At 46.3% G+C, this 14,744-nt stretch carries 14 protein-coding genes; 11 read left to right on the forward strand and 3 right to left on the reverse strand.

Annotation, left to right across the window (positions count from 1 at the left end; translation table 11 throughout):
- The first annotated feature begins 314 nt into the window (after positions 1-314).
- The 5 genes from metG to MKY73_RS09815 all read left to right on the forward strand — a co-directional run bounded on the left by metG (position 315) and on the right by MKY73_RS09815 (position 6,171).
- Positions 315-2,375 (forward strand): methionine--tRNA ligase, encoded by a 2,061-nt coding sequence (metG, locus tag MKY73_RS09795; protein ID WP_339307162.1) that lies wholly within the window; start codon positions 315-317, stop codon positions 2,373-2,375.
- Positions 2,376-2,710: 335 nt separating this feature from the next.
- Positions 2,711-3,691: a metal ABC transporter substrate-binding protein gene (locus MKY73_RS09800; protein ID WP_339308545.1), complete on the forward strand. Its 981-nt coding sequence runs from the start codon at positions 2,711-2,713 to the stop codon at positions 3,689-3,691.
- A gap of 98 nt (positions 3,692-3,789) precedes the next feature.
- Complete coding sequence (locus tag MKY73_RS09805; RefSeq protein WP_339235515.1) at positions 3,790-4,548, forward strand: metal ABC transporter ATP-binding protein; 759 nt, start codon at positions 3,790-3,792, stop codon at positions 4,546-4,548.
- Positions 4,549-4,604: 56 nt separating this feature from the next.
- Complete coding sequence (locus tag MKY73_RS09810) at positions 4,605-5,408, forward strand: metal ABC transporter permease (RefSeq protein ID WP_017687569.1); 804 nt, start codon at positions 4,605-4,607, stop codon at positions 5,406-5,408.
- Positions 5,409-5,457: 49 nt separating this feature from the next.
- Positions 5,458-6,171, forward strand: coding sequence for a cytochrome c biogenesis protein CcdA (locus MKY73_RS09815; RefSeq protein WP_339307164.1), 714 nt, complete (start codon positions 5,458-5,460; stop codon positions 6,169-6,171).
- Positions 6,172-6,325: 154 nt separating this feature from the next.
- Here the strand turns inward: MKY73_RS09815 and splB are convergent, their stop codons facing one another.
- On the reverse strand, positions 6,326-7,396 hold the full coding sequence (splB, locus tag MKY73_RS09820) for a spore photoproduct lyase (RefSeq protein WP_339235508.1): 1,071 nt from the start codon (positions 7,394-7,396) through the stop codon (positions 6,326-6,328).
- A gap of 191 nt (positions 7,397-7,587) precedes the next feature.
- Here splB and mntR point away from each other — a divergent pair, with 191 nt between their 5' ends.
- The 3 genes from mntR (at position 7,588) to MKY73_RS09835 (ending at position 10,928) form a co-directional block, all read left to right on the forward strand.
- A complete protein-coding gene (gene mntR / locus MKY73_RS09825) occupies positions 7,588-8,016 on the forward strand; it encodes a transcriptional regulator MntR (protein WP_062835284.1) in 429 nt (142 codons plus the stop codon).
- A 210-nt stretch (positions 8,017-8,226) separates the two neighbouring features.
- Positions 8,227-9,837: a family 10 glycosylhydrolase gene (locus MKY73_RS09830; RefSeq protein ID WP_339307166.1), complete on the forward strand. Its 1,611-nt coding sequence runs from the start codon at positions 8,227-8,229 to the stop codon at positions 9,835-9,837.
- Between the two features lie 89 nt (positions 9,838-9,926).
- Positions 9,927-10,928: a patatin-like phospholipase family protein gene (locus MKY73_RS09835; protein WP_339307168.1), complete on the forward strand. Its 1,002-nt coding sequence runs from the start codon at positions 9,927-9,929 to the stop codon at positions 10,926-10,928.
- A gap of 58 nt (positions 10,929-10,986) precedes the next feature.
- On the opposite strand, the gene MKY73_RS09840 is transcribed toward MKY73_RS09835, so the two are convergent.
- Together MKY73_RS09840 and MKY73_RS09845 are read right to left on the reverse strand one after the other, a co-directional pair.
- Positions 10,987-11,319, reverse strand: coding sequence for a hypothetical protein (locus tag MKY73_RS09840; RefSeq protein WP_339307170.1), 333 nt, complete (start codon positions 11,317-11,319; stop codon positions 10,987-10,989).
- Between the two features lie 5 nt (positions 11,320-11,324).
- The gene (locus tag MKY73_RS09845) at positions 11,325-12,317 is read right to left on the reverse strand and encodes a DUF1385 domain-containing protein (protein WP_062835280.1); all 993 of its coding nucleotides are present in this window, start codon (positions 12,315-12,317) and stop codon (positions 11,325-11,327) included.
- A 213-nt stretch (positions 12,318-12,530) separates the two neighbouring features.
- Here MKY73_RS09845 and MKY73_RS09850 point away from each other — a divergent pair, with 213 nt between their 5' ends.
- The 3 genes from MKY73_RS09850 to MKY73_RS09860 all read left to right on the forward strand — a co-directional run bounded on the left by MKY73_RS09850 (position 12,531) and on the right by MKY73_RS09860 (position 14,742).
- Positions 12,531-13,109: a YqhR family membrane protein gene (locus MKY73_RS09850; RefSeq protein WP_339307172.1), complete on the forward strand. Its 579-nt coding sequence runs from the start codon at positions 12,531-12,533 to the stop codon at positions 13,107-13,109.
- Between the two features lie 76 nt (positions 13,110-13,185).
- Positions 13,186-13,629: a type II 3-dehydroquinate dehydratase gene (aroQ, locus tag MKY73_RS09855; RefSeq protein ID WP_339235497.1), complete on the forward strand. Its 444-nt coding sequence runs from the start codon at positions 13,186-13,188 to the stop codon at positions 13,627-13,629.
- Between the two features lie 39 nt (positions 13,630-13,668).
- Complete coding sequence (locus tag MKY73_RS09860) at positions 13,669-14,742, forward strand: Xaa-Pro peptidase family protein (RefSeq protein WP_339307174.1); 1,074 nt, start codon at positions 13,669-13,671, stop codon at positions 14,740-14,742.
- Positions 14,743-14,744: the final 2 nt, after the last annotated feature.

A 14,744-nucleotide genomic window follows, 5' to 3' on the forward strand; every position in this document is an offset into this window, starting at 1 on the left:
TATGATTTCCAGTGAAGGGATAAGTACAGACACACCCCCAGTGCAGAGAGCCGGATGAGCTGAGAACCGGTCTGGGAGGAGGATGGAACATGGTCCCGGAGGAACCTCTTTCGAGCGTGCAGACAGCGATTTCAGAGCTGCTGTCGTAAGGCTGAGGCGTGATCCAGCGTTAATGGGCGGTCGAAGGACCGACAGAGCCTGTGTTTTGCGAAAAACATGGGAAATTTGGGTGGTAACACGTGAGAGCAACTCTCGTCCCATAGGGGCGGGAGTTTTTTGTGTTCTTTTTTAGTTGTTTTGGACGAAAGGATCACATGAAGCAGGACCATTTGAAGGAGGAGAAGTCATTCATGGCTGACCAAAAAACATTTTATCTGACAACCCCGATTTATTATCCGAGTGACAAATTGCATATTGGGCACGCGTATACAACTGTGGCGGGAGATGCGATGGTTCGTTACAAGCGTCTGCGTGGTTATGATGCTCACTATCTGACAGGAACCGATGAACATGGCCAGAAGATTGAGCGTAAGGCCCAGGAGAAAGGACAGACTCCGCAAGCTTTTATCGATGATATCGTTGTGGGAATCAAGGAACTGTGGAACAAGCTGGACATTTCCAATGACGACTTTATCCGTACAACTGAAGAGCGTCACAAAACCGTCGTTCAGGATATCTTTGACCGTTTGCTGAAACAGGGAGATATCTACAAAGGTGAATATGAAGGCTGGTACAGCATTCCGGATGAGACGTATTACACGGAGACTCAACTGGTGGATGTAGAGAAGAATGAGAAGGGCGAGATTATCTCAGCCAAGAGCCCGGATAGCGGACACCCCGTTGAATTGGTCAAAGAAGAATCCTACTTCTTCCGTATGAGCAAATATGCAGATCGTTTGTTGAAATATTATGAAGAGAACCCGGGCTTTATTCAGCCGGAATCCCGTAAGAACGAGATGATCAACAACTTTATCAAGCCAGGTCTTGAAGATTTGGCTGTATCACGTACTACATTTGAATGGGGCGTCAAGGTTAAAGGCGATCCAAAACACGTGGTCTACGTATGGATTGATGCATTGTCCAACTATATTACAGCACTGGGTTACGGTTCATCCGATGCATCCCTGTATGACAAGTTCTGGCCTGCGGATGTGCATCTGGTAGGTAAAGAAATTGTTCGTTTCCATACGATCTATTGGCCAATTATGTTGATGGCATTGGATCTGCCTTTGCCGAAGAAAGTATTTGCACATGGCTGGTTGTTGATGAAGGACGGCAAGATGTCCAAATCCAAAGGCAATGTGGTTGATCCGGTGACTCTGATTGACCGCTATGGTCTCGATGCACTGCGTTATTACCTGCTGCGTGAAGTACCGTTTGGTTCCGATGGTACGTTTACACCGGAGAGCTTCGTAGAACGTGTAAACTCCGACCTTGCGAACGATCTGGGTAACCTGTTGAACCGTACAGTTGCCATGGTAGATAAATATTTCGAAGGCAAAGCCCCTGCATTTGCTTCCAACGTAACTGAATTTGATGCTTCACTGGAAGAAGCAGGTCATGCCACGGTGGAAAAAGTGGAACAGGCGATGGAAAACCTGCAGTTTTCCGTAGCACTGACAGCGATCAGCCAATTTGTCAGCCGCACCAATAAATACATTGATGAGACGCAGCCATGGGCGCTGGCTCGTGATGAAGCAAAACGCGATGAATTGGCATCCGTTATGGCTCACCTGATCGAAAGCTTGCGCATTGCATCCATTCTGTTGCAACCGTTCCTGACACGTGCTCCGCATAAAATCTGGGCACAGCTCGGCATTCAGGAAGGTGAACTTACGGCCTGGGATACAGCCAAGCAATGGGGGCTGGTTCCGGCTGGAAACGCTTTGCAAAAAGGTGATCCAATCTTCCCGCGTTTGGATTCCGAACAGGAAATTGCCTATATCTCAGAAGCGATGACTGGCGGCCAAAAAGCGGCACAGCCTGAAGCAGGTCAAGCAGAGGCTGGAGCTTCGGCAGCTGTTGAACCGGTAACTGCACCTGAAGGTACGGAAGAGATCGGGATTGACGATTTTGCCAAAGTTGAACTGCGTGTGGCTCAAGTCATCTCCTGCGAACCTGTCAAAAAAGCGGATAAATTGCTGAAATTGCAGCTCGATCTGGGTTATGAACAGCGCCAAGTCGTCTCTGGAATCGCGAAGTTCTATTCACCAGAAGAGATGGTTGGACGCAAAGTGATCTGTGTAACTAACCTCAAACCGGTGAAACTTCGTGGTGAACTGTCTCAAGGTATGATCCTTGCAGCGTCCCATGGCGACCAGCTTACACTTGCTACAGTACCCGACAACATGCCTAATGGCGCACAAGTAAAATAAAAAGAATCAAATCATAATCCTTTTTTATGAGTTATGAAATTGATTCAAATATTGTCGTAACTATGACTCAAGGTGGCCCGATATAATTCGGGTCCCTTTTTTTATTGATATAATTTCGTATCTGACGGGTAGAGAACAAGCATATACTGTTATAACTCCGTACTTAAGGAAAGAATGAATAGGAAGGTATAGCTTGACAAGCGGGTTCATGTTACCTATAATTCTTTCAGTAATGTTTACGATTAAGAGATACGGAGTGAATCATAATGACATTTTATAAAGTGCAACATCAAGTTCCGGATAACCGGACAGGGAAGACAAGCAAAAGAGGCAATATGAAGTTACTGTGGACTGGTTTCCTTATTCTCAGTTTACTGGTGTTGTCTGCATGTGGGCAGGATAACTCCAAGAGTGCGACGATTGTAGAAGGTAAGGTAAACGTGGTGACGACATTTTATCCTGTGTATGCTTTTACGGCTGCAATTGGTGGTGAAGATGCCAATGTTATTAACCTGCTGCCAACAGGAGTAGAACCACATGACTGGACTCCAAAGAGTCAGGATATTGTTAATACGTCCAAGGCACAGTTGTTTTTCTATAATGGAGCTGGACTGGAAGGATGGGTGCCGAATTTCCTAAAGTCGTTGAATAGCGATACAAAGGTGAAGTCTGTTGCCGTCAGCGAAGGCGTGAAGCTGTTGACCGCAGAGGGTGACGATGGGCACGGTCACGGCGAAGAGCATGAAGACGAACATGCAGATGAGGCTACCAGTGAAGAAGATGTCGCTGATCATCATATTGATCCACATACGTGGGTTAGTCCGAAATCTGCCATGATCATGGCTGAAAACATCAAAAACAGTCTGGTTGAGGCAGATCCTGATCACACAGCAGGTTACGAACAACGTTATGAAGAGCTTCGTACCAAGCTTGAGACGCTGGATCAGCATTTTACAGATGAATTGGCTAAAGTGCCAAACAAGGAAATTGTTGTCTCGCACCAGGCGTTCGGCTACCTTGCACGTGATTATGGACTAACTCAGCATGCCATTATGGGACTTTCCCCGGATGCTGAACCGACAGGGCAGGATATTGTGAAACTTGCGAAACTGGTTAAAGATGAAGGCATTAAGTACATTTTCTTCGAAGAGCTGGTATCTGACAAATTGGCGAAAACACTGGCAAGTGAAGCAGGAGTGGAGACCATGGTCCTTAATCCGGTTGAAGGATTGACCAAGGAGCAGGAAACCAACGGGGATGATTATTTCACCCTGATGGAGAAAAATTTGCAAAATCTGCTGATCGCATTAAAATAAGATAGAATGAAGGAATCAGACATAAGAGTCTTTACCGTTCGCGGTGAAGGCTCTTAGACGCTATGAGATCCTCACATATAATGAAAGGCGGCTTTGCCATGCAGCAAATCATGCCATTATGTCATGATCCGATTATAGAGATCGAGAAACTATCATTTTCCTATGGGGACCAGCGAGTGATTGAGAATCTCAATTTTATGGCCCAGGAACGGGACTTTGTCGGGATTATCGGTTCCAATGGGGCGGGAAAAACGACATTGCTGCGTATGCTGGTAGGACTTCTTCCTCCTGCGCAGGGAGATATCAAGCTATTCGGAGAGTCGATCCGCAGGTTCAAGGACTGGGAACGAATCGGGTATGTACCTCAAAAGAATGCGTTTAATCCGTTATTCCCTGCAACTGTTCGTGAAGTGGTTATGTCCGGTTTGTACAATAACAAAAACATGTTCCGTCGGATGTCTCGCAAATGTCAGCAACAGTGCACAGATGCGATGCAGGTTATGCGGATTGAAGATCTGGCGAATAAACGAATTGGTCAATTGTCCGGTGGACAGCAGCAGCGTGTATTTCTGGCACGAGCGCTTATCAATCACCCGGATTTGTTGATTTTGGATGAACCCACAGTAGGTATTGATGCCGAATCACAGGCCAGTTTCTTTGAATTGATTACCCATATGCATGAACATCACCGCATGACTTTTCTGATGGTGTCTCATGATATGGATCGGATGGAGAGTTATCTGGGTTCTGAAGCTGCCGTAACGAATGGCAAAATTAATTTCCATGTTCGTCATTCGCATGAGGTACAGGATTGTGCAGAAACCAATCTGCAACATACCACTGCACAGGTACGCTAGCCGTATGTATGGCCCATTAGATTAGAGTAAGTTAGGCCGAAGGAGTCGTGTTTGTTTTGGAAATATTAATGAGTGATTTTTTTCAGCGGGCGCTGGCGGGTGGGTTGTTAATTGGCATCACCGCGCCGTTGATCGGACTGTTCCTGGTGTTACGGCGGTTATCCATGATCGGAGACACCTTGTCTCATGTGACCATTGCCGGCGTTGCACTTGGCTTCCTGATTGAAGTGTATCCCATTGCGGTAGGTTTGATATTTGCCGTCCTTGCTTCATTTGCGATTGAGAAATTACGCAAAGCGTACAAGAGTTACGCCGAATTATCGATTGCCATTATCATGTCCGGTGGCGTCGCTCTTGCTTCCTTGTTCTTCACGCTGGGCAAAGGATATAATGCAGATGTCATGAGTTATTTGTTCGGCAGTATATATACCTTAGACGCTACGGATCTGAAGCTGGTAGGTGTGGTTACGCTGATCGTGGTGATTGTAGTGGCATTGTTACATAAGGAATTTTTCCTGCTCAGCTTTGAGGAAGATGCAGCAGCGGTTACAGGATTGCCTGTAAGAATTCTGAACATGTTAATCACTGTAATGACAGCACTCGTTATTAGTACGGCGATCAAGATTGTCGGCGCACTACTGGTGTCAGCGCTATTGACCATTCCGGTAGCGGTCAGCCTGTTAATGGCTCGAAGTTTCAAATCCGCGATAATTCTGTCCGTGGTGATCGGTGAAATTGCTGTAGTCCTTGGATTGGTTGTTGCAGGCATCTGGAACCTCGCACCTGGAGCAACGATCGTATTATTGCTGATCATGATGCTGATTCTGACGATGATAGGAAAAAAAGGGTTCCGAGCCTGACGACGGAACGAGCGAGCACGAGAGCCCGGGGAAGGGAGACATCCGCTTCATGCCTGATGTTAATGTATGGATGGCTTTTGTAGCAGGTTTGGTCTCATTTATATCACCATGCTGTCTTCCGTTGTATCCGTCATATCTCTCTTACATTACAGGGATGACGGTGCAACAATTGAAGGATGACCGCAATCAGCGAGAAGTCCGCTTTAAGACCATGACGCACACGCTGGCGTTTATTCTGGGTTTTTCGGCTGTGTTTTATTCGCTTGGCTTGGGTGCCGGACTGTTTGGCCAATTTTTCAATGATAACCGGGAACTGATTCGGCAATTGTCTGCGATTTTGATTATGCTTATGGGGTTATTTTTGCTTGGTGTGTTCAAACCGCAGTTTCTAATGAAGGAACGAAAGCTGGATATGAAGTTGAAACCAGCAGGCTATCTGGGTTCTTTCATATTTGGTATCGGTTTCTCAGCAGGATGGTCGCCTTGTATTGGGCCTATTCTAACAGCGATTATTGCAATGGCTGCGAGTGAACCCACCACCTGGCTGGCGCTGATTACAGGTTATACTGCAGGGTTTGCCATCCCGTTCTTCATTTTGGCGTTTTTTATTGGTTCGACACGCTGGATCTTACGGTATTCCAATGTCATGATGAAAATCGGGGGAGCATTGATGCTATTCCTTGGAATATTGCTTTTTACAGACCAGATGACGAAGATTACGATCTGGTTGCAGCAGATTACACCAGACTGGATGATTATTTAAACGGATGAACTGAAATTAGATTTTTATCATGCATGATAAAGCAGGCTACATGTTAACCAGAGTCACTCTGGGTCATGTAACCTGCTTTTTAATCGTTTGGTGTGAATGTTTATACCAGCATCACTATTCGTGCAGGGCAGTCCCGTTTTTTCGTTTAGGTGAAGTAATCAATATTGGCTAGTGGAAAATGTTCAAAGATCCGTTCCGTAATGAATTCGCGCAGCGCATCTTGCTGATCATCTTTATACACATACTTGTACTGGCCCCAGCGGCCCCATTTCATCTTGCGTTTCTCGATATCCATCTCCAGTTTGGTCTTAGGATAACGCTTTTCAATGGTCGCTTTGGCCGTTTTGGTAAAACGGTGCTGGATCATCTCAAACGTAAGGTCCTTGGTTGCTTCCTCTGGAAGTGTATCTGCCAGCTTCTGCAACAGCTCGGAATATCCTTCTTCCCAGCCCTCATACCACATAATCGGAGCGATAATGAAGCCAAGAGGGTAACCTGCGTGTGCAATTTTGCCAGCAGCTTCTATGCGTTCCTCAAATCTGGAGGTAGCCGGTTCAAAGTTTTTGATGACATAATCCGAATTGACACTAAACCGGATACGGGTGTGGCCGTTATGCTTAATGTTCAGCAACGGATCAACGTGATGATATTTGGTTACGAAGCGCAAGCGTCCATATTCTTCTTCCGCCATAAAACGGATCAAGTCACTTAAATTCTCCGTGATATGCTCGAGTCCTACGGGATCAGACGTACAGGCGGCTTCAAATCGAGTGATTTCTGGCGCGCGCTCTTCGATATACCCTTTGGCAGCCTGAATGATCTCCTCGGTATTGACGTAAACCCTGACATAAGGCTTGGCACCAAGGGTAGTTTGAAGATAACAATAATGGCAGTGTCCCATACAGCCTGTAGAGATGGGAATGGCATATTCCGCTGAAGGTTTCGACTGGTCGAACTTGAGTGTTTTGCGCACACCAACGACCAGAGTACGCTTCGCCATCCGGTACTTTTCTTGTTCGGTTTCACCTGGTAGATTCGTGATCCGGTTATGCGATGTGGTCATCTGATAAGGGATGTCTTTGGAAGTCACCCACTCCATAATACGTTTACCTTTATCATATTCCAGCGCACCGGGTTCAAAGTACACCAAATCGGGAATAAAGGGTTTAGTACCTTTTGCTTTGCGAACTGGCGGTTGAGCAACACTTGTACTCACGAAATCACTCCTTTCGATGCGGAACTTAGCTTAGTTTGCCTCGTTCGGTGAAAAGTCACGCCTGCCAATTACTTGTGTACCGTGCGCTGCGAAATGTGCAGGACTTGCCAATGCGTATTGATAACATGTATCATTATAAGATAGGGACCAGGCACGATTAGGGGCCGGTCAGAGAGAAAAGAGGGAAGCAGATGCCAACGCCCAGTATGGAAGATTATTTGGAGCGTATATACAAATTAATTGATGAAAAGGGCTATGCTCGTGTGTCTGATATAGCTGAAGGACTGGAAGTGCATCCTTCATCGGTGACGAAGATGATCCAAAAGCTGGACAAAGACGAGTACCTGATCTATGAGAAGTACCGCGGACTGGTGCTTACGCCAAAAGGCAAAAAGATGGGCAAACGTTTGATGGAACGCCATCATCTGCTTGAACAATTTTTGACAACGATTGGTGTTCAGGAAGAAAATATCTACAATGATGTGGAAGGCATTGAACATCACCTGAGTTGGGACTCCATTACATGTATTGAGTCCTTGGTTGAATACTTCCGTCAGGATGAGAGTCGGTTACGTGACCTCAAAAATCTTCAGGACGTCATGAGTAATACGGAGTCTTGAGTTCCAGCAGTACATTAAACAAAGTAATATACAATGAATTGTATCCTGTGAACAAAGGATGCTTCTTGCCGTTTTAATGGCAGGAAGCATTTTTTTGTTTGATTTGACACCATAATTTGGTGATTTTTCGCAACTAAACGAACGGTAGGAGCGTCTATTAAACTAGTAGAATTTACCGCAAATTTATAATGATTTTGGAGGACTGCACTAATGAATGTTCGTAAAGGATTGATCCTGCTGCTCATTTTTGTACTTGGATTACAGACAGCAGGCATGACGGCACAAGCAGCCGGACAGAAGGAGATTGCTATTTTTCTGGACGGCAACCGCTTGGAGTCGGATGTATCACCATACATCCTGCCCAAGGTCAATGTAACGATGGTACCTCTGCGTGTCATTAGCGAAGGACTGGGTGCATCTGTACTATGGTCTCAGGCTACTCGTACCGTGACCATCCAGAAGTCCGATTCCGTCATCACGATGACGAGTGGACGCCAGCAGGCGAACGTGGATAACGCTGTAGTTGGTCTGGATGCATCGGTAGAATTGAAACAGGGTCGGGTTATGGTACCTATTCGATTTGTCAGTGAGAACCTTGGCATTCGGGTGAATTGGAACCAATCAGCCCAGACCATTGATTTGTACACAGGAGACGTTTCAACACCAACACCTGAACCAACTCCGGCAATCCCGGCAGAGCCTGGAGGCACAGGCACTGTACCGGCATCTGAAGAGATGCGGGGAGCATGGATCTCCACTGTGAATGGAGACTGGCCTTCATCCGGGGCGAAGGGAAATGTAGAGAAGCAAAAGCAAGAATATACGAAACAGCTTGATACATTACAAGGCATGGGTATTAACGCCGTATTTGTCCAAGTCAGAGCCAACGGGGATGCCATCTATCCTTCAGGTCTGGTACCTTGGAACAGTGTGCTGACAGGGACACAGGGTAAAGATCCAGGTTATGATCCCCTCGCCTTCATGATTGAGGAAGCTCACAAGCGGGGCCTGGAGTTCCACGCCTGGTTCAATCCATTTAGAGCAACGAATTCGGCGAGTACATCCAATCTGGCTGCAAATCACATCTCCAAGCTTCATCCAGACTGGATTGTGAACGCATCTGGCAAATTGTACATTAACCCGGGGATCCCGGAAGCCAGACAGCATATTATCGATACAATCATGGAAGTGGTCAATCAATATGATATTGATGGTGTGCATCTGGATGATTATTTCTATCCTTCCAATGTGACGTTTAATGATGATGCAACCTTCAAAACCTATAACACATTGAATACGAAAGACCGTGCTGAATGGCGTCGGGACAATATTAATCAGTTCGTCAAGCAGCTCGGACAGAGCATTCATAGGGTAAAAGCTAACGTTGAATATGGAATTAGTCCATTCGGTGTATGGCGTAATAAATCTGTTGATCTGACCGGCTCTGATACCAAAGCAGGAGTAACCGCGTATGACAGCATGAATGCAGATGTGCGGACATGGATCAATCAGGAGTGGATCGACTATGTCGCTCCGCAGGTGTATTGGAGTATGACACTAAGCGCAGCTCGATACGACAAAGTTGTGGACTGGTGGGCGAATGAAGTGGCTAACACAAATGTAAAATTGTATATTGGTCACGCTCCTTATAAGCTGGGCACGCCGGAAATTGGCTGGCAGACATCACAGGAGATCATCGATCAGCTGAACTACAACAAAAAGTATGGCTCGGTCAAAGGAGACATTTTCTTTAGCTCACAGTACCTGACGAAGAACCCTCTTGGGTTGATTGCCAAATTGAAAGCCTACTATGGTCTATAAAACATTTTAACAACATGTGATAAGACAAACCCTTGTTCTCATAGAGTGGCAGTAGAAATGTGCTGCCTGGAGAACGGGGGTTTTTTGTGATGTTAATTAACGCGGTATTTGAAGGTGGAGGCGTCAAGGGAATATCGCTTGCAGGTGCTGTTCAGGGTGCTCAAGATTGTGGCATTCAGTTTAATCGGGTAGCTGGCACGTCATCCGGCTCCATTGTAGCTGCGCTGCTGGCTGCCGGTTATCGGGCCGAAGAGATGAAAGACATTATTGAGAATACACCCTTTATTTCATTGCTGCGTCGTTCCCCCATTTTTAATACCCGATGGATCGGACCCGCAGCAAGGCTGTTCTTGAAGAAAGGACTGTATTCGGGAGAAGCGCTGGAATCATGGATTCGCAAGATGCTGGAGCAAAAAGGGATTCGCACATTCGCTGACTTGCCGCAAGGCAAGTTGCTTATAACCGCATCGGACATATCCAATGGGACCATCTTGGTGCTGCCGGACGATATTCGGCGGTTCGGCATTGATCCTGCCAAGCTGGATGTGGCAAAAGCGGTACGTATGAGTTGCAGTATTCCGTATTTTTTCGATCCGGTTGTCATACGCAAATCGCCAGTATTCTCCAAAGGACTTCCTTTTCAAGATCAGTTCGTGTACGTAGTGGATGGTGGGTTGCTTAGCAATTTTCCGTTGTGGCTCTTCGATGGTGATCGTACGGGACAGGGGGGAGATGTTATTCCGGTCGTCGGTTTCAAAATGGTGGGCAAGACGGAGGTGGAACCTGCCCGGATTAAAGGACCGTTAAGCATGCTTCAAGCCCTTGTGGAGACGATGCTCACAGCACATGATGAACGCTACATCGAACAGATTAACCGGTTTCGTACCGTGAAGATACCAACGCTTGGCATTAAACCAACACAATTTCATTTATCGTTACAGGACAGCACGGCTTTATACCGTTCAGGTGTTACCGCTGGAAGCGAATTTTTCAACGGGTGGAATACGAAAATGTATGATGAACAGCTAGACAAACAAAGAAAAGAATTGCGCAAGAAACAAGCAGAAGCTCCACCGCTGATTCCTGTATAAACGTGAAAAAAGCAATTCTCCGCATGGGGAGAATTGCTTTTTGTATATTCAGTAACTTTTAGTGATATTTCGGTATATCTTCATCGCTTTTACCCTTTTGTCCCTGAATCACCTGGAAAGGATAATCCTTGCGTTTCTTTGAAGAACTGCCGCTCTTTCTGGCACTGGACTGTGCATTGACTTTCGCCATGGTTCGTGCGGATGGCTTAATCTTCGGTGATTTGGTTTTGCTTGCCCAGCGACGAGGCGGATATCTGTACAGCAGGAATACGGCTCCGAACACGACCAGAGGAATAATGATCCTGGATGGACTAGCATTTCCCAGCCAAGTCAAGACTCCAACAGCAGCTAGTGCGATGAACGTCCAAAATAAGATTGCCTGCTTGTTCATATCATTCACCCTTTCACAGGATCGAGTGTTGCAACAGGTACTTCTGATGTAGCAGAGACATTGGCAAGCTTGGCATCCAATTCACGCATACGGTTAAACGAAGCAATGGATACTTCTACCTGTTCGTTGGTCGGTTCTTTTGTTGTCAGCAATTGCAGCCACAATCCCGGATAGCCGAGATAACGCAGTACAGGAATATCGCGTACCGAATTCGTTAGCTTTAACAGTTCAAAAGAAATGCCCAGCACAACTGGCAATAACAACAGACGCTGACCCATACGTTCCCAGAGGTTGTCATACGTGAAGAGGGAGTATAGAAACACGCCAATAATGACAGTCAACATGATGAAGCTGCTTCCGCAGCGGTAGTGCAGACGGCTGTACTTTTGCACATTCTCCGGTGTCAGTTCTTCACCAGCTTCATGTGCGCTAATGACTTTGTGTTCCGCTCCATGATACTGGAAGAGACGTTTAATCATCGGCGTCTGTGAGATTAACCACAGATAGGCCAGTAACAGGATCAGCTTAATGCCGCCTTCCAGTAAATTATGCAAAAACTGATTGTCGAATGCATTTTTGAATAGAAAATTCTCGATAACCACAGGAAGCAATGTGAGCACAACTTTACCAAAAAGGAATGAGAGGATGGCTACGGCGGTCACACCAATGATCATGCTAAGGCTCCACCCCGAACCTTCTTTCTCTTTTTGCTTGGCTTTCTCTTCCGGTTCCAGTTCATCATCAGCATAGGCGTCAGCAGAATAATTGAGATGTCTGCTACCTTTGACACTTGAATCTATAATGCTGACAATTCCGCGTAATAAAGGAATCCGCCGCAATTTCGTGACCCAGGACTTGTCTTGCTTGGGAACTTCCAGATACGTAATTTCGCCGTCTTTTCTACGAACAGCTGTAACGTTGACATGTTTCCCACCAAACATTACGCCTTCAATGACAGCTTGCCCCCCATAGCTGACAGGCTTGGATTGTTGAGGCAAATTATTCACCTTCCTATTCTGTTCTTGGCCTTCGCAATCAAAGGCAGTTTAATAACCCTATTGTATCGAATTTTAAGACCAATTTCTAGTTTGTGAGTCAAAGCTTGAAGGATGTTGTTAAGATTGTCCTGTTTTGAACATACTACCTCGTAGAATCAGACAGGAAATTCGGGGCATAACGCGGGATTATCAAGTGAATGAAGGAGAATATCGATGACAGAACGTACGCATGAAGATACATCACATCTTGAAGGTCAACGACCGAGAGAACGACAGCAAAAAGACAGGGGCAGGCGCCCTACCCAGAGACAGGGTCAAGCGCACTACTATACCAAGCCATTTTCCTTTGCTTTGGAGCTTGGTTTCTTTGCAGGTCTAATCTGGGGAGGGCTACACTGGCTATTCTACCTGTTGCACTTTACGATTGTGCCTGTAGGATTTCTCGCAGAGCCTTTTTTCAAACATCAATATATATATACCGCAGCAGGGCATTTGACAGGGTGGCTGTTTTTTATTGTCTTTTCGGTCTTGGCTTCCTTGCTCTACACGTTTACGATTAGAAAATTAAAAGGGCCGTTACCCGGCATGGTGTATGGACTTGTCTGGTGGCTGATTCTCTTTGTACTGGTCGGACCAAAACTGGGAATGATGAAGCCTTTGAAGGGTTTAACATGGGATTCCATCATCACGGAAATCTGCTTCTTTTTGCTATGGGGGCTGTTCATTGGATACACGGTAGCCATGGAGTACACGGATGAACGCAAACGCGAGCCAGAGCAAGCAGGGGCATAGCGCAAAAAAGCTTCTCAATCCGGCAATGCCTGTGTTAAAATAGCAGATGGTTATTTGCAGAGAGGGTGGAGCAGCGATGAAACGAATTATTGTGATCAATGGTCCGAACCTGAACATGCTTGGCGTACGCGAACCAGGCATCTATGGAACGCTTAGTCTGAAGGATATTGAGGACAAAATTCGCAGACAGGCTGATGAACTTGGCGTCTCCATCGCTTTTTATCAATCGAACCATGAAGGGGATATCATTGATCGTATTCATGCAGCGATGGGCGAAGCAGACGGAATGATATTGAATGCCGGAGCATTTACTCATTATAGCTATGCTATACGTGATGCAATCAATGCTGTAAAAGTCCCTACAGTGGAAGTACATCTATCCAACATTCATGCACGCGAAGCGTTCAGACATCATTCAGTGATTGCAGCGGAAACAATCGGGCAGATTGCCGGATTTGGCGAAGTAAGCTATGAACTGGGATTGCTGGCTCTTGTGCGTCATCTGGACAAACAAACCTGAGCCGGGAACCCGGGAATGTGAGAGAAAGAAGGGTTACCGATGGAAAACAAACGAGTTAATAAATTGCGTGAAGCCATGCGTGAGCGTGAACTCAGAGCAATGCTGATTACAAACCCGATTAACCGTCGTTATATGACGGGTTTTACAGGCTCGGCGGGATATGTGCTGATTACGGAACAGGATGCTTTCTTGTTGACTGATTTCCGTTACATGGCTCAAGCGCCTCAGCAAGCCAAAGGATTCACTGTTGTGGAGCACGGAGCTAAGCCGATGGATACGGTGCGCGAATTGCTTGCGTCCGCGAATATCAAAGAAGTAGGCTTCGAGCAGGATAGTGTTACATTCGGCACGCACTCTGCTTATGCTGAAGCGCTTCAATCTATTGAACTGAAAGCTGTATCCGGGATCGTGGAACAACTTCGCATGTTCAAGGATGAAGACGAGATCGCGGTCATGCAGAGAGCGGCAGATCTGGCAGATGCCACATTCAGCCACGTTTTGCAGTTTGCAAAACCAGGCATGACGGAGCGAGAAGTGGATCTGGAGATGGAGTTTTTCATGCGCAAACATGGAGCAACGTCCTCTTCGTTTGACACCATTGTAGCATCGGGTGAACGTTCTGCTATGCCTCACGGTGTAGCGAGCAGCAAGGTCATCGGGCAAAATGAGTTAATTACATTTGACTTTGGTGCACTTTTGGACGGATACTGTTCAGATCTGACACGTACCATTGCAACAGGTACACCTGTACCTGAACTGCGTAAAATTTATGACATTGTACTGGAAGCTCAGTTACATACGCTGGAGAACCTGAAACCGGGCATGACCGGACGGGAAGCAGATGCATTGGCTCGTGATATCATTGCAGGTCACGGATACGGAGATCAATTCGGACACAGCACAGGCCACGGTCTGGGTATGGAAGTTCACGAAGCTCCTCGCTTGTCCAAGCTTAGCGACGATGTATTGAAACCGGGTATGGTTGTTACCGTTGAACCGGGTATATATATTGATGGGCTTGGCGGCGTGCGTATCGAGGATGACGTAGTGATTACCGAGACGGGTATTCATATTCTCACGAAGTCGGACAAGAAGTTCACCGTAATCGGCTAAAT

It is taken from the genome of Paenibacillus sp. FSL R5-0519 (assembly GCF_037974275.1).
Lineage (GTDB): Bacteria > Bacillota > Bacilli > Paenibacillales > Paenibacillaceae > Paenibacillus.